Annotated in this window: 12 protein-coding genes; all 12 read left to right on the top strand. The window is 42.5% G+C overall.

Annotated features, from left to right (window positions below):
* The first annotated feature begins 57 nt into the window (after positions 1–57).
* On the top strand, positions 58–1,845 hold the full coding sequence (gene pepF, locus C7384_RS03920; RefSeq protein ID WP_089938438.1) for an oligoendopeptidase F: 1,788 nt from the start codon (positions 58–60) through the stop codon (positions 1,843–1,845).
* Between the two features lie 9 nt (positions 1,846–1,854).
* Entirely contained in the window at positions 1,855–2,793 is a 939-nt protein-coding gene (locus C7384_RS03925; protein WP_089938436.1) for a phosphoglycerate dehydrogenase, read from the top strand.
* 279 nt (positions 2,794–3,072) lie between these two features.
* Positions 3,073–4,122 carry a phenylalanine--tRNA ligase subunit alpha gene (gene pheS, locus C7384_RS03930; protein ID WP_089938435.1) on the top strand — a complete coding sequence of 350 codons (1,050 nt, stop codon included), beginning with the start codon at positions 3,073–3,075 and terminating at the stop codon, positions 4,120–4,122.
* A 2-nt stretch (positions 4,123–4,124) separates the two neighbouring features.
* Complete coding sequence (gene pheT / locus C7384_RS03935) at positions 4,125–6,578, top strand: phenylalanine--tRNA ligase subunit beta (RefSeq protein WP_089938433.1); 2,454 nt, start codon at positions 4,125–4,127, stop codon at positions 6,576–6,578.
* Positions 6,579–6,653: 75 nt separating this feature from the next.
* On the top strand, positions 6,654–7,940 hold the full coding sequence (locus tag C7384_RS03940; RefSeq protein WP_089938430.1) for a UDP-N-acetylglucosamine 1-carboxyvinyltransferase: 1,287 nt from the start codon (positions 6,654–6,656) through the stop codon (positions 7,938–7,940).
* Between the two features lie 91 nt (positions 7,941–8,031).
* Positions 8,032–8,289, top strand: coding sequence for a type B 50S ribosomal protein L31 (locus tag C7384_RS03945; RefSeq protein ID WP_089938429.1), 258 nt, complete (start codon positions 8,032–8,034; stop codon positions 8,287–8,289).
* 63 nt (positions 8,290–8,352) lie between these two features.
* A complete protein-coding gene (gene rlmD / locus C7384_RS03950; protein WP_089938426.1) occupies positions 8,353–9,732 on the top strand; it encodes a 23S rRNA (uracil(1939)-C(5))-methyltransferase RlmD in 1,380 nt (459 codons plus the stop codon).
* Positions 9,729–11,066 (top strand): UDP-N-acetylmuramoyl-tripeptide--D-alanyl-D-alanine ligase, encoded by a 1,338-nt coding sequence (locus C7384_RS03955; protein ID WP_089938424.1) that lies wholly within the window; start codon positions 9,729–9,731, stop codon positions 11,064–11,066. Before rlmD ends, C7384_RS03955 begins: the two co-directional genes overlap by 4 nt.
* 11 nt (positions 11,067–11,077) lie before the next feature.
* On the top strand, positions 11,078–12,256 hold the full coding sequence (locus tag C7384_RS03960) for a serine hydrolase domain-containing protein (protein ID WP_089938422.1): 1,179 nt from the start codon (positions 11,078–11,080) through the stop codon (positions 12,254–12,256).
* A 40-nt stretch (positions 12,257–12,296) separates the two neighbouring features.
* Complete coding sequence (gene cshA, locus C7384_RS03965) at positions 12,297–13,832, top strand: degradosome RNA helicase CshA (protein WP_089938420.1); 1,536 nt, start codon at positions 12,297–12,299, stop codon at positions 13,830–13,832.
* Positions 13,833–13,888: 56 nt separating this feature from the next.
* On the top strand, positions 13,889–15,082 hold the full coding sequence (locus C7384_RS03970) for a bifunctional folylpolyglutamate synthase/dihydrofolate synthase (RefSeq protein ID WP_089938418.1): 1,194 nt from the start codon (positions 13,889–13,891) through the stop codon (positions 15,080–15,082).
* On the top strand, positions 15,061–16,455 hold the full coding sequence (locus C7384_RS03975; protein WP_089938417.1) for an MFS transporter: 1,395 nt from the start codon (positions 15,061–15,063) through the stop codon (positions 16,453–16,455). Before C7384_RS03970 ends, C7384_RS03975 begins: the two co-directional genes overlap by 22 nt.
* The last annotated feature ends 10 nt before the right edge of the window (positions 16,456–16,465 follow it).

Consider the following 16,465-nt stretch of genomic DNA (forward strand, 5'->3'; position numbering starts at 1 on the left):
GATAAAATTAGGAAAAGATAAAGGAGGAACTGTACGATATTTGTACAGTAAATTTATATGGCACAGATTACAAGACAAGCAGTTCCGGAAGAATTAACTTGGGATTTAGCTTCCATTTTTGCCAGTGACGATGAGTTTGAACTGGCCTTTCAAGCTGTCGGGCAGGCAGCTGAAGCTTTGCAGCAATATCAAGGCCAGGTCGGCACGAGTGCGACTGCCTTAGTAACCGCCCTTCAAGCTGATTTAAAGTTAGAGCGTCAATTTGAAAAGGTGTTTGTCTACGCGCATCAAAAATATGATCAAGATACAACTAATGATCAATATGCAGCCTTAAATGCCCGGGTGCAAAGTCTATATGCTCAGGTGAGTCAGGCCACGGCCTTTATTCAACCCGAAATTTTAGCCATTCCTAATGAAAAGCTAGACCAGTACCTAGCTGATCCAGCTTTAAAGCCATATCAGCACTTCTTAGCAGTTATTCTCCAGCAAAAAAAGCACACCTTACCAGCTGACCAAGAAGCCTTGTTAGCTGGTGCCAGTGATATTTTTAATGCGTCGCAACAGACCTTTGGTGCGTTAGATAACGCCGATATTGAATTTGGAACGGTTACTGATGAAAATGGTCAAGAAGTTGAATTGACCAATGGTTTGTACTCAATTTTATTGCAATCGCAACAAGGTTCAGTCCGACAGGAAGCTTTCGACCAACTCTATGATGCTTATATTGGTTTGAAAAACACCTTTGCTTCAACCTTGTCAGCCAATGTTAAAACGCATAATTTTTTGGCTAAGACTCGTCATTACCAGTCAGCTCGTCAAGCCGCAGTGACGCCCAACCAGATTCCTGAAGAAGTCTACGATACTTTGACAAGCAGTGTTAATGAGCATTTGCCGCTATTACACCGTTTTGTGGCATTACGAAAGCAAGTTTTAAAGTTAAACGACGTTCATCCCTATGATTTGTACGTGCCTTTAGTTGAGGAAATTGACTATAAGGTTACCTATCAAGAAGCCCAAGAAATTGCTTTAAAGGCCTTAGCGCCTTTGGGTGAAGATTATATAGCAATTGTTAAAAAGGCCTTTGCCCAGCGGTGGATTGATGTGGTTGAAAATAAGGGAAAGCGTAGTGGGGCTTACTCAGGTGGTTCTTATGATACTCATCCATATATTTTGCTAAACTGGCAGGATACTTTGGATAATGTATATACTCTAGTGCATGAAATGGGTCATTCGGTCCATTCCTATCTAACTCGTCATAATCAACCCTATCATTATGGAGATTATCCAATCTTTTTGGCGGAAATTGCCTCAACAACTAACGAGAGTTTATTGACCGATTATTTGTTGCAAACCCACACCGATCCAAAGTTTAGAGCCTATGTGTTAAATCAATACCTAGATGGATTTAAGGGGACGGTTTTCCGGCAAACTCAATTTGCTGAGTTTGAACAGTGGTTGCATGAACAAGATGCTGCTGGGCAAGCCTTAACTGCCGATGTGATGAGCGAATATTATGGTCAATTAAATCAAAAGTTTTACGGACCTGATCTTTTCCCAGATGAACAAATTGCCTATGAATGGGCACGAATTCCGCATTTTTACTATAATTTCTATGTTTATCAGTATGCAACCGGAGAAGCAGCCGCAACGACTTTGTCGGATAAAATCTTAAACCAAAATGGTGCGAAGGCTTATAAGACCTACCTAAAAGCTGGTTCTTCTGCTAATCCGTTGGATGTGATTCAAGCCGCTGGGGTTGATATGCGTAGTAGTGCCTACCTAGACCAGGCTTTTGCCCTCTTTGAAGCCCGTTTAACAGAACTAGAAACATTACTATCACACTAGGAGGATCGTATGACAAAAGTACTAGTATTTGATGGCGTATCACAGGTAGCCGTCCAAACTTTACAAGACGCTGGTTTGGAAGTAGTCAGCAGTCCCCAACATCAAGATCGTGATTTTACTGATTATCCCGATATTGAAGCCATGATTTTAATGATGCATCCCATTACAGCTGAAATTATGGACCAACTACCTAATTTAAAGGTGATTGCTCGCTTTGGGGTGGGATATGACAATGTTGATGTCCAAGCGGCTAGTGAGCGGGGAATTGTGGTCACTAATACTCCTGGAGCCAATGCTACGGCCGTTGCGGAAACAGCGATTACCTTGATGTTGATGGCTGGGCGCTTTTTTGCCAGTCGACAAGCTCAAATTACTGATCCATTGGCCAAAAATTATGCTCAAGCTCATCCAGGAATTCAACTCTCAGATAAAACTGTTGGTATTTTGGGATTTGGACACATCGGTCAAAAGATTGCTCATATGTTGACTGGTTTTAACGCCAAAGTTTTAGTGTATGCTCGCCATGATTATCCGGTTGTTAACGGGCACATGGCCAACTTGGATGAAATTTTTACCACGGCTGATTACGTCGTTTCGGCTCTTCCAGGAACAGCTGCTACCCAAAATTTGATTGATCAAGCAGCCTTTAAAAAGATGAAATCAACGGCTGTTTTGGTTAATGTCGGTCGTGGATCAGTCGTGGATGAACCGGCTTTGATTCAAGCCTTAAAAACTGGAGAAATTTCTTCGGCTGGTTTGGATGTGGTGGCTCAAGAACCAATTCGAGCCGATAATGAGTTGTTAAGTTTACCCAATGCCTTTGTTCTTCCCCATGTTGCCTCAGTTTCCCAAGAAGCTTTAGATGAGGTCGGTACTTTAGCTGCTCAAAATATTTTACAAGTTTTGGCTGGTAAAACAGCTTTGAATCCAGTTAACGAAAAGGGCTGACGATAAGTATTGAATTTGTTATACTTAATTTGCGTTGAATGACTTAGTAATAGTAACCAGATGTCAGCGAGCGGTGAATAGTGGAAGACCGTCATTAAGGTGCTATGAATTTCAGTCAGGAGTGTTTGGTTTAACCACCAACGTTAAGCTGCGATAAGGCTATCAGAGCTGCTGGCTAAGCCAGAATGTGGGTGGTACCGCGTATAGTTAATATTCGTCCCTTGTTACTTTTGAAGTAGCAAGGTTTTTTTATTGATTTTAAGCAAAGAAAGGTTAACGATGACATTAGTTGATGATTTAAAGCAATTAAAAATCAAAGCATTGGCGGCAATTGAAGCGCAAAATGCCGATTTAGAACAATTACGGATTGAATTTTTAGGCCGTAAAGGGGACTTAACTTCGCTGTTAAAGGGGATGAAGGATCTTGATCCTAGTGACCGGAAAACCGTCGGGCAAGTTGGTAACGAAGTTCGTACGGCCATTACCGATTTGTTAGCTCAGCGTAAAGCTGAAGTTGAACAAGAACAAATGAACGCACGTTTGGCTGCTGAAAAAATTGACGTAACCCTCCCAGGTAGTCAGCCAATTCAGGGGCAACCGCACGTTTTACAACAAATTATTGATGAAATTGAAGAACATTTCTTAGGAATGGGCTTTCAAGTGATTGACGATCCAACTGACTCTCCGGAAGTTGAAACCGATGAGTATAACTTTGAGCGGGAAAACCTCCCCAAGGATCACCCTGCCCGTGATATGCAAGACACTTTTTATATCACGCCTGAAATTTTGATGCGAACCCAAACTTCACCAGTGCAGTCCCGGGCCTTAGAGAAGCATGATTTTTCCAAGGGACCGTTGAAAATGATTGCCCCAGGTAAGGTTTACCGGCGAGATACTGATGATGCAACCCATTCCCATCAATTCCATCAAGTGGAAGGAATGGTCGTGGGAGAAAATATTACCATGGCTGATTTAAAGGGAACTTTGTTGGCTATCATGCAAGAGCTCTTTGGTGAAAAGCATCAAATCCGACTACGTCCGTCTTATTTCCCATTTACCGAACCATCCGTTGAGGTTGATGTTTCTTGGGATCCAGTGACCCCAGATACTAAGCCTGAAGATATTAAGTGGATTGAGGTTTTGGGTGCTGGGATGACCCATCCGAACGTCTTAAAAATGGATGGTGTTGATCCTGAAAAGTATTCGGCCTTTGCCTTCGGGTTGGGACCAGATCGGTTTGCCATGTTGAAATATGGTGTGGAAGATATTCGTCAGTTTTATTTAAATGATGTTCGTTTCCTAGAACAATTTAATCGCAAGGGAGAATAAGGATGAAAACAAATTTACGTTGGCTTAATGAATATCTTGATCAAAAAATTGATTTAGCCGCTCAGCCTGTTCAAAACCTAGCTGAAACATTGGAAAGAACTAGTGTGGAAGTTGATTCGGTTGGTACTTTAGCTGGACAGCAAGATGGCTTGGTGGTGGCTAGGGTGCTGTCAGTTGAACCTCATCCTGATTCAGACCATATGGTCATTACCCAGGTATCAATTGGTCAAGCAGAACCGATTCAAATTGTGACCGGTGCGCCTAACGTTGCCGTGAATCAATTAGTTATCTTGGCCCAGGTGGGTGCGCACATCATTGATCGTCAAAGCGGTGAATTAGTTGAAATTAAAGCCGTTAAACTCCGTGGTGAAGAATCATTTGGCATGTTAGTTGCCCTTCAAGAAATTGGTTTTGACAGTAAGATTGCCCCTCATAGCTTGGAAGAAGGCATCTATATCTTTGATGAACAGGCTGGGGCCAAGCCTGGTGACAATGCCCTAGAAATATTGGGTATGTTAGATCCAGTTATTGATACGGATTTAACCCCTAATCGGTCAGATATGTTATCGATGGTCGGTGCTGCGTATGATTTTGGGGCAATTTTAAAGCAAAAGGTAACCTTGCCAACTTTTGAATTAAAAGAGGGTTCACAAAGTGCTGCCAGTCAATTGGCAGTTACTGTTGATGAACAGCTAGCTCCTAAATATGGCTTGCGGATTATTAATAATGTCCAAGTTCAGGAATCACCACTATGGTTACAACGGCGCTTGTGGAATGCTGGTATTCGCCCGATTAATAATATTGTCGATATTACCAACTATATGATGATTTTATACGGTCAACCATTACACGCCTATGACTTAGATAAATTACCAGCTAAGCAATTAGACGTTCGTTTGGCTCAAAATGATGAAAAACTAACCCTGTTAGATGGTCAAGAATGCCAACTACGGCCCCAAGCTGATATTGTGATTGCTAGTGCGGGTCAGCCGTTGGTATTGGCCGGAGTGATGGGCGGTCAGTTAGCTGAAGTCGATCAAAATACGCATAATCTAGTCTTAGAAGGGGCTATTTTTGATGCTAGCCATGTTCGGGCGGCAGCCCGGCGTCACACGATTCACAGTGAAGCGTCTGGTCGTTTTGAACGTGGCGTTGATGCTGATAATACCTTTACTGTGTTAGACCATGCTGCTAGCATGGTTGCTGATTTAGCGGCTGGACAGGTTGCCCAAGGTCAATTAATTGGTAGTCAAGAACTTCCAGCCAATCCAGTAGTGACCATTACGGTTGCTCGAATTAATCAAATTTTAGGAACTGATTTATCCCCAGCAACCGTTGCTGATATTTTTGATCGCTTGGCCTTGCCCTATCAATTAGATGGCCAAGAATTTACGGTTAATGTGCCGGGGCGTCGTCCAGACATTAGCATTCCGGCCGACTTAATTGAAGAAGTTACTCGCTTGTATGGTTATGATAATTTGCCAGCTGCGACAATTAATGGTCCTACAACACCTGGTAAGTTGACTATTCGCCAACGTGGTATTCGGGCTAGTCGCCGTTTGATGGAAGCCATGGGCTTAAATCAGGCCATTTCTTATGCGCTAACTACACCGGAAAAAGCTCGCTTATTTGCCAGTGAAAGTGAAGAATCATTGGTGGCTTTAGATTATCCGATGAGTTCAGACCGGCGAGTTGTTCGACAAAATCTGTTGGCTGGCTTGCTTGATGATATTGCTTACAACAGCGCCCGTTCGGTTGAAAATGTTGCTCTCTATGAGCAGGGTCGAATTTTTGTTAACAATCAAGTTAATCAGCAGCCAACTGAAAAAGAACATTTAGCGGGTGTTTTGACTGGTAACTTGCAGCATTCCAGTTGGCAGGTAACTAAAAATGTAAAGCCGGTTGATTTTTACGACATCAAGGGCATTGTGACCAAGTATTGTCAAGAGATTGGCTTAACGGATATTACTTTCCAAGCTACTGATCGTCATGCTGCCATGCATCCAGGTCAAACGGCCGATATCTACGCTAAGGGTCTTTATTTGGGCTTTGTCGGACAAATTCATCCGCAAATTACTCAGGCTAAAAAGCTAAATCCAGTTTTTGGTTTTGAATTAGATTTAGAAGCGGTACTAATGCAACGCGAGCAGGGGATAACTTATACCCCTGTGTCACGTTATCCACAAATTAGTCGTGATTTAGCATTTTTGGTTGATGAAAACATTAGTAACCAACAAATTGAACAAGCTATCAAAGTTACTGCCGGACGGCACTTAGTTCAATTAAATATTTTTGACCTCTATCAAGGGGCCTCTTTACCAGCCCATAAAAAGTCAATGGCTTATCAATTAACCTATCAAGACCGCGACGCAACCCTTGTTGAAGAAGATATTAATCAGGATGTAGAACGGATTATTGAGCAGCTTAAGGACCAATTCCAAGCCGAAATTCGCTAATTTTACATTTGAGTTAGCCCTTAAAAAAAGATATAATTTTAATTAAAATGCAATGTTAGCGGGATAATTTCACTTATGGCAAAAATAATCATCAATGGTGGTCGTCGCATTCATGGAGAAGTGACAATTGGCGGAGCTAAGAACTCTACAGTTGCCTTGATTCCAGCGGCGATTTTGGCCGATTCTCCGGTCAAATTTGACACTGTGCCACAAATTTTAGATGTTAAAAATTTACAATTAATATTACAAGCGATGAATGTCTCATCCGTTTTTGAGAACGGTGAATTAGCCATTGATCCCACCAAAATTCGAGAAAGTGATTTACCAAGTGGTGCCATTAAGTCATTACGAGCCTCTTATTATTTTATGGGTGCTTTACTAGGTCGCTTTGGTCGGGCAACCGTTACCTTCCCTGGTGGAGATAATTTAGGTCGTCGGCCGATTGACCAGCACATTAAGGGCTTTGAAGCGCTGGGTGCCACAGTGACTGAGAGTAATGACATCATTCACATTGATGCCAGTGACCACGGCCTAGTTGGCGCACGGGTGGCCCTAGACACTGTTTCGGTGGGAGCGACGATCAACATTATTTTAGCCGCTGTAAAAGCTAAGGGCCAGACTATTATTGAAAACGCCGCCCGAGAACCAGAGATCATTGATATTGCCACTTTTTTGAATAATATGGGGGCTAATATCCGTGGTGTTGGAACGGATACAATCCGAATTATGGGGGTTGATCAGTTAATCGCTCGAAACACCCATACAGTCATCCCAGACCGAATTGAAGCCGGGACCTATATGAGTATGGCGGCTGCTTTTGGGGATGGTGTAACCATTAAAAATGTGATTCCTGAACACTTGGAGTCCTTTACTTCCAAGTTGATTGAAATGGGCGTTAACTTAGATATTGGCGAAGATACCATTCATGTTTATCCTTCTGAAGAGCTCCAAGCTGTAGCCATTAAAACCATGCCGTATCCTGGTTTTGCTACTGATTTGCAACAACCAGTCACACCGCTTTTACTCTTAGCTGATGGTGAGAGTACTATCTATGATACGATTTACCCTAAGCGAGTTCGTCATATTGCTGAATTACGCCGAATGGGCGGTGACATTAGCTCTTTGAAGCCCGGTGAAATTAAGATTAATCATTCGGCTCGACTGGTTGGTACTACCGTTGAAGCGGCTGAAATTCGAGCTGGGGCAGCCTTAATTATTGCCGGTATCATGGCGGATGGTACAACTGTGATTAACAATGCCGACCATATTTTACGTGGCTATGATCGGATTCAAGAAAAGTTGACTGACTTAGGAGTTGATATTGCCATTGAAGGAATTGATTTAATTAATTTAATGCCTTAATCAATTGCATCTAGATTATCAGATGTGTTATTATGTACTAGTTAATTACTGACTCTGTTTTTAATCATTCAGGGCGCTAAGGAGAATTCACATGAAAAAAGATATCCATCCCGATTACCACCAAGTAGTATTTATTGATGCTGCTACTGGTAAGAAGTTCTTGTCAGCTTCAACGTTGACTTCAGAAACTACAGTTGAATTTGAAGGTCAAGAGTATCCAGCAGTTCGTATGGATATTACTTCAGACTCACACCCATTCTACACTGGTAAGCAGAAGTTTACTCAGGCTGATGGTGCTGTCGACAAGTTCAACAAGAAGTTTGCTAATTTTGGTTTCAAGAATAACTAATTTAGTTTTCGACTTTAGAGCGCTCACTTTTTTGTGGGCGCTTTTCGTTTGAAAAGGAGTAGTATGGCTAAAACAGTTTTACCGGTACAACTCAATCAAAAGTTCCAGGGAGAAGTTGCCTCGTTACGCTTTAACGGCATGGGCATCATCTGGGCGCAGGCTGATTATCCCATTTATGTAGCCGATGCTATTCCAGGTGAACTAGTCGAAGTTGAAATTATCCAGGTTGATAAAAAGTCGGCCTACGGACGCATTCAACGTTGGTTAAGGCCATCGCCAGAACGGGAAAATCAAGATCGCCAGTATTTGGTTGAAGCTGGCACAGCACCCTTGGTTAATTGGCAATATTCTGCCCAGCTCCGGTGGAAAAATAAACAAGTTCGTCTAGCTTTTCAACAGGCTGGTCTAACAGTTGATGTTGAACCAACGGTTGGGATGAAGCAGCCCACTTACTATCGTAATAAAACAATTGTGCCCCTCAAATGGCAAGACGGTGAGTTATTAACTGGTTTTTATCAACGCGGTAGTCATCATCTAGTTTCCATGACCGATTACTATGTCAATGATCCTAAAATTGATCAAGCAATTGAAACTGTTCGTCAAATTTTAGCTAATTTACAGGTTTCGGCCTTTGATCCTGACCGACAGGAAGGGGCTCTTCGCTATTTAATGGTTCGTCGGGGCTATTACAGTCATGAATTAATGGTTGTTTTAGTTAGTAATGAAACAACGATTCCCCAGTTAGATGAAGTGGTAAAGGCGATTGTAGCGGCCTTACCAGAATTAAAGAGTTTGATTTTAAATGTTAGTCCCAAAGCCGACTACGTTTTATTAAGTCCGCATAATCAAGTTTTGTGGGGGGGCGGGGCAATTTATGATTCCTTATTGGGCTATCGGTTCCTAATTGGGCCCAATTCCTTTTACCAAGTTAATCCGCCGATGACTGAAAAATTGTACCAACTCGCTGCTCAAGCCGCTCAGCTACAACCAAGTGATTTAGTGGTGGATGCCTATTCTGGGATTGGCACAATTGGTATTAGTGTCGCCGACCAAGTTCGTCAGGTGATTGGCGTGGAAGTTGTTGCCGGAGCAGTGGCTGATTCCAAGAAAAACGTGGCCATCAACCAAATTAACAATGCCGACTATATTTTAGCGGATGCACCAGATCAATTTGTTGATTGGGCTGCTCAGGGGATTAAACCGGATGTAGTCATCGTTGATCCGCCTCGTCGAGGCTTAACGCATAAATTAATTGAAGCCACGGTACAAATGCAACCCCAGCGCCTGGTTTATATCAGCTGTAATCCGGTCACAGCTGGTCGAGATTGCGCTCAATTAGCAGAATTAGGCTATCAAATTATCCGCCCGGTTATTCCGGTTGATCAATTTCCACAAACTTCTCACGTGGAAACCATAACTGTTTTAGAAAGGTTAGTACCATGAAATTGACCCTATCAGAAATTACCAACTTGGTTGGCGGCTATCGTCAGGGAGCAGATCTCATCGTAACGGGTGTGACCTTTGATTCCCGACAGGTTAAACCAGGTGATTTATTTGTAGCTTTGGTAGCGGAAAATGATGGACATCGTTATATTGATCAAGCCTTAGCAGCTGGCGCAGTTGCGGTCTTAGCTGACCAACAACATCCACTGGCAGAACAAATTCCAGCGGTGATTGTCGCTGATACGCTAGCCGGATTACAGCAATTAGGCCGCGGGTGGCTCCAACATGTCCAGTCTAAAGTAGTAGCCATTACTGGATCAAATGGTAAGACAACTACTAAAGATATGACTGCTGCTATTTTAGCCAGTCAGTATAAGACTTTTAAAACGCCCGAAAATTTTAATAATGAAATTGGGGTGCCAATGACCCTTTTGGCGATGCCAGTTGACACGGAAGTCTTAGTGGTTGAGCTAGGGATGGATCGGCCGGGGCAATTAACCCAGTTATCTGATTTAGTTCGGCCTGATATTGCGGTAATTACCATGATTGGTGAGGCCCATATTGAATTTTTCAAAACACGCGATAAAATTGCCCAAGCTAAATTAGAAATTATTCATGGTCTAAAACCGAAGGGACCTTTACTAATTCCAGATGATGAACCACTGTTGACCAAAGCCAATCTATCCGTGCCAGTGCTAACTTTTGGTAGTGGGGTATCCAATATTGTGAGTCAACAGCAGACGACAGATTTTGTTTATCAAGGAGAGTCATTTGCAATTCCGCTCTTAGGTCTGTATAATGTTGTGAATGCCCTGGCCGCAATAAAAATAGGTCAGCTCTTTCAAATTTCGATCACGAAAATCAAAAATGCGCTGGCTAATCTGCAGGTGACAAGTAATCGTTTAGAGTATCTTACTAGCCCAACTGGGGTAACGGTACTAAGTGATGTTTACAATGCTAATCCAACGGCTACTAAGCTTGCCTTAGAAGCCTTAGGAAACCTTCCTGCTCATCACCACTATGCTGTTTTAGGTGATATGTTAGAGTTGGGGGAGCAAGCCGGTGACTTTCATGCTCAGTTAGCCCCCGCTATCTTGGCGGCAGACTTAACGGACATCTACTTGGTTGGGGATTTAATGACCAAGTATTTGGCGCCAGTTTTAGTTCAGCAATTAGGTGCAAAAAGGGTTCACTGTTATTTGACAGCCAACATTGAACCACTGTTGGTTGATCTACAACAACAGTTAGGTACCCAAGATGCAGTTTTGTTAAAGGGTAGTCATGGTATTCATTTAGAGCGAGTGGTTGCAGCTTTGATGAATGCCAGTTCATAAGGGGTTGAGCAATGTCAATGCAACGTGTTGATTTATACCCTGCTGAATTACCAGCCAAATGGTTTGGTGGTTCTTGGATCAAAGCCAGTGTATTGGTGGCTTTGGCAGTTTTATTAATGATTTTTAGTCCTTGGTTTGTCAACTCTGGTGCGCTAAGTACCCAGATGAAAGTAGCGGTCAATCATGATGCCGACTATGTCCAAAGTCTTTCACAAACTGTGCAACCGGTTAGTCAGTTAAGTCATCATTTAGATGACCAGCTTAAACAAGCTAATTACATTGGTACGGCCTTGATTGTGCGTCATGGTCAAATTGTTTTACAAGCCGGTTATGGTCAAGCCGATTATCAAAAAAATCGGCCCAATACGGCTCAGTCGCTTTATCACATTGCCTCGTTGGAAAAAGCCATGACGGCGGCCCTAATTGTCCAGCAAATCGAAGCTGGTAAGTTGACCTATGAGACCAAGCTGAGCCGCTTTTATCCTAGGGTTGTCAATGCCTCTAAGATTACCATTCGTCAATTATTAACCATGACTAGTGGTTTGCGACAGGAAAAACAGCCGCAATCATTTGAATCGCAAGCGGATAATGTCGCTTATTCGGCTCGACATGCTGATCAGGTGGCTAGTCCTGGCGATGGGGCGGCCTGGTCATATCAACCGGTCAATTATCGATTGCTGGCTGGGATTGTCATGCAGTTAACGCACAGTAAGTTTTCCACGGTTTTCAATCAGATTTTTAATGATCAGTATCATTTAGATATTGTTGGTTATCAAGATTTTAATCGCAATGCCAAAATGTCTTTGGGGTATCAGGAAAATCTGGACTCACCGGTTGCGGTGAGTTTAGTAGAAAAGCAACGGGAAACCGGGACGGGTAACGTTGCTATGTCAACAGGTATGTTGTACCGATTTTATCGCTTAGTTTTCGATCAAAAATTGGTAGAACATCCTCAGCAAATGTTGCAAACTATGCCACCGGCGACCTATGCTAGTGGCATGTATCAGCAACCCAATAACTGTCGGACCGCTCATGGTATTTTTAATGGTTATGAGCCTTCGGTAGTGATTAGTAATGATGGGCAAAACGCCGTCATATTATTGAGTAATCAATACTACAAGGGCCATTCTTTTGAGGAATTGTCCCATCATCTTTACCAAGAAGTAGTAAGTGCTTCATCAACGAGGTAATGGCGTGTACACCACTTTGTACACATTTAAGGAGAAAATTTTGAAATTTAGTGAATTAGGTTTGTCCCAAGATATTTTAGATGCAATTGCTACCCATGGTTATGTGGAAGCAACGCCCATCCAAGAAAAGACGATTCCGCTTACTTTAGCCGGTCGTGATGTTATCGGACAAGCACAAACTGGAACTGGAAAAACAGCAGCCTTTGGTTTGCCAATTTTGGAAAATATCGATTTAGATAATCCCAATATCCAGGCGGCTATTATTTCACCAACTCGTGAATTAGCCATTCAGACGGCCGAAGAATTAAAAAAATTAGGCCACGATAAGCATGTTAATGTTCAAGTTGTCTTTGGTGGTTCTGACATTCGTCGTCAAATTCAACAGTTAAAGTCCCATCCTCAAATTTTGGTGGGAACCCCTGGTCGTTTACTAGACCACATTAAGCGTCATACTGTTAAGTTGGGTGATGTTAAGACTTTGGTTTTGGATGAAGCCGATGAAATGCTTAACATGGGATTTTTGGACGATATTGAAGCAATTATTGCCGAAGTACCCGCTCAACGCCAAACATTGTTATTCTCTGCTACCATGCCAGCTGCTATTAAGCGGATTGGTGTGCAGTTTATGACTAATCCAGAACACGTCCAAATTAAGGCTAAGCAGTTGACCACTGATTTGGTTGAACAATACTTTGTTCGAACTCGGCCGCAAGAAAAGTTTGATACATTAACTCGTATTTTTGATGTGCAAGCTCCCAAGCTAGGAATTGTCTTTGGTCGTACTAAGCGTCGTGTTGAAGAACTAGCCCGTGGTTTGGAAGCACGTGGCTATCATGCTGCTGGTTTGCACGGTGATTTAACTCAGCAAATGCGTTCACGGGTTTTGGATCAATTCAAAAACCACGAAATCAATCTTTTGGTAGCCACTGATGTGGCTGCGCGTGGATTAGATGTTAAAGATGTGACTCATGTCTATAACTTCGATATTCCCCAAGATCCTGAAAGCTACGTGCACCGTATTGGCCGTACTGGTCGTGCCGGGGCAGAAGGAACTTCTGTCACTTTGGTAGCACCAAATGAAATGGATTACCTTCGTGCCATTGAAGAATTAACTAAAAAGCGCATGGAGCCTTTGCGCCCAGCTACTTTACAGGAAGCACGGATTGGTCGGATCAATACCGCTGTTGGTGAAGTTGGTAAGTTGATTCATAGTGTTAATACAGAAGATATCCAGCATCAAACCAAGCAATTGTTGGAAGAATACTCAGCTGAACAATTAGCTGCCGCTTTGTTGGTTGATTTGGCTGGTTTGGACAAGCAAAACGCTCCGGTTGAAATTTCACGTGAGCGTCCATTGCCTCGTCGTCGTGGTGGTTCATCTTCTAACCGTCGTGGTGGCGGTGGTAGCTATGGTGATAAGCGTCGTCGTGGCAACGGCGGTGGCTATCGTGGTTCCCGTGGTGGTTCATCACATCATAGTGATCGTCGCGATCGTAATGACCGTGGCGGTAACCGCAGTGGTGGCTACCGTTCCAAGAGTTCTTCTCATGGCTTTACTGTTCGTGAAAAGGGTTAATTAGTGTTTCTTAAAACCGTCCATTTATTGGGCGGTTTTCATTAGGATATAAAACGATGAAAACAGTAGCTGAAGCAATCAATTATATTCATAGTCGACCTAAATATGGGCAAGCCAATACGCTCAAACGAATGCACTGTTTGTTGGCCGTCTTAGGGCAACCCCAAGATCAATTGCCAGCTGTTATTCATGTGGCTGGTACTAATGGGAAGGGCTCAGTCGCTACGATGATTAGCCATATTTTAGTTGCTGCTGGCTATCAAACTGGACTCTTTATTTCCCCCTTTGTGGTGGATTTTCGTGAACGTATTCAGTTAAATAACCAATGGATTGAACCAGCAGCTTTGCTGGCATATATCCAAAAGGTAGCTCAAGCAGTAAAAGCGGTTGAACAAAAGTTAGGCCAAGCCGGTGCACCGACGGAATTTGAAGTTTTAACGGCAATTATGATTTTATATTTTGCCAATCAACCTTTAGATGTGGCGGTTGTTGAAGTTGGTTTAGGTGGCTTATATGATTCAACCAATGTGTTACCAACTAGCCGGATTGCGGTTATTACCAGTTTAGCGTACGATCATTGTCAAATTTTAGGTAAAACCTTAAGCGAAATTGCCTATCAAAAGGCGGGGATTATCCATGATGATATGCAGGTAGTAGTCGGTAATTTACCACCAGAAACTCTGCCAATTATTCAAGCGCACCATCAGCCAATTATTATCGGACAGGCTGGTGAGTTTGCACCAGGATTACCGGGAAAGTATCAAATTGAAAATACGGCGATTGCAGTAGCCGCAGTGCGCGCTTTTCAACCGGATTTATCTAAAGCAGTCATCGAAAGTGGTTTAACAGCTAGCCATTTTCCCGGTCGTTTTGAAAAAATTGCCCCCAATATTTTAATTGATGGCGCCCATAATGTTGCGGGATTAACAGCCTTGGTAGCAGCTTTAAAACAACGTTACCCTGGCAAAATTCGCCTAGTGATTGGTAGTTTGGCAGATAAAAATATTAGTGAATATTTACCCCAGCTAAGCGATGATGATCAATTTGAAATTATTTTAGTAAATTTTCAGGGGGTCAATAACCGGCCCGGTTTAACGCTAGACCAGTTCCGACATCAATCGGGATTGACGGTGATTGATAACTGGGTTACATTGTTGCAGGTCCCTGTAAAAGATTTGACCGTTTTTACCGGATCTTTGTATTTTATAAGTGAAGTGAGGAGTGTTGTATGGCAGCAGAAAAACAACTAACGCCACGTTTAATTTTAAGCATTTTATCAATTGCCTTGTTGGGATTTACTGATATTATGCTTGAAACGGCTTTAAATGTTAGTTTTCCAACCATCATGACTGAGTTAAGTGTTAATTCAGCTACGGTGCAGTGGTTAACTTCCGGAGTTATTTTGCTAACCAGTTTAGTCATTATTTTGTCTCCCTGGTTAAAAAAGAACTTTACTAACCGCAGTCAATTTATGGTTGCTGGTATTATTTCAGTGATCGGGATTGCCATTGATGCCGTTAGTGATAGTTTTTGGCTAATTTTATTTGGCCGACTTTTGCAAGGTATTGGTGGTGGGGTTGGCTTACCATTGATGAACAATGTGGTGTTTGAACAGGTACCAGAGCGTAAGCGGGGGACCATGATTGGCTTAGCCTCCTTGATTGTCTCTTTTGCACCGGCTTTAGGACCAGCTTTTGGTGGGTTTCTAACCGAACATTATGGTTGGCACATGGTCTTTTGGGTGGTTTTGCCGGTTCAAATTATCTCCCTAGGATTGGGATGGTTTACTATCAAACAATTGGATCCTTTGGTCAAAGAAAAGCTTGATTTAATTGGCTGGATTCTACTTAGTACGTTCTTTGTGTCTGGTATTTTAGCCATTGAACACATTAGTTCACATGGCTTTACCGATCCTGTTAGCTTAGTAACCTTGACAATTATGTTATTGGGCTTGGTTGGCTACTGCCTGTATGCTCGAAAGCAGACGCATCCTTTACTTGATTTAGCCATTTTTAAATCGAATATTTTTGCCTATGCGGTTGCGGCAGCCTTTACGATTCAAACGATTAATTTGACTTTTAATTATGCTATCCCAATGGGATTGCAATTGGTTTTGCATCAAAGTTCACAGGTCGCTGGTTTTGCCCTTTTCCCTGGGGCAATTGGCTTTGCCTTTATGTCAATTCTGTCGGGTAATTTATACGACCGTTATGGTGCTAAATTACCCAATGCGCTGGGATTAAGTTTATTTGGCGCTGGCATGTTATGGATGGTATTAATGCCCTTTACCGTTTTGAATATGACGCTTGGATTTGGTTTAGTACAACTTGGCGCTGGTTGCTGGTTTGGTAATAACATGACCAATGCCGTTAGTCATGTAGCCCGTAAATTCCACAGTGCTGGTAATTCTATTTTTGCAGCTAGTAATAACTACTCGGCAGCGATTGGGATTGCTTTAGCAGCCGGAATTATTTCGGCCTTTCAGAGTCAATCGACTAATATTGCCCAAGCGACTGAAACTGCTATTAGCTGGACTTATCGGCTAGATTTGCTCTTGATGGTTTTTGCCTTTGCCTTTTCGATTATCGCGATTCGCAATAGTTATCGAACAAAGACAGACTAATTACGTATTA

Origin of the sequence: Convivina intestini (assembly GCF_003096575.1) — a bacterium.
Lineage (GTDB): Bacteria > Bacillota > Bacilli > Lactobacillales > Lactobacillaceae > Convivina > Convivina intestini.

Coding starts and splice junctions, on each gene's coding strand:
- pepF (WP_089938438.1), top strand. CDS start 58: ATGGCACAGATTACAAGACAAGCAGTTCCGGAAGAATTAACTTGGGAT.
- C7384_RS03940 (WP_089938430.1), top strand. CDS start 6,654: ATGGCAAAAATAATCATCAATGGTGGTCGTCGCATTCATGGAGAAGTG.
- C7384_RS03975 (WP_089938417.1), top strand. CDS start 15,061: ATGGCAGCAGAAAAACAACTAACGCCACGTTTAATTTTAAGCATTTTA.
- C7384_RS03970 (WP_089938418.1), top strand. CDS start 13,889: ATGAAAACAGTAGCTGAAGCAATCAATTATATTCATAGTCGACCTAAA.
- pheS (WP_089938435.1), top strand. CDS start 3,073: ATGACATTAGTTGATGATTTAAAGCAATTAAAAATCAAAGCATTGGCG.
- C7384_RS03955 (WP_089938424.1), top strand. CDS start 9,729: ATGAAATTGACCCTATCAGAAATTACCAACTTGGTTGGCGGCTATCGT.
- C7384_RS03945 (WP_089938429.1), top strand. CDS start 8,032: ATGAAAAAAGATATCCATCCCGATTACCACCAAGTAGTATTTATTGAT.
- rlmD (WP_089938426.1), top strand. CDS start 8,353: ATGGCTAAAACAGTTTTACCGGTACAACTCAATCAAAAGTTCCAGGGA.
- pheT (WP_089938433.1), top strand. CDS start 4,125: ATGAAAACAAATTTACGTTGGCTTAATGAATATCTTGATCAAAAAATT.
- C7384_RS03960 (WP_089938422.1), top strand. CDS start 11,078: ATGTCAATGCAACGTGTTGATTTATACCCTGCTGAATTACCAGCCAAA.
- C7384_RS03925 (WP_089938436.1), top strand. CDS start 1,855: ATGACAAAAGTACTAGTATTTGATGGCGTATCACAGGTAGCCGTCCAA.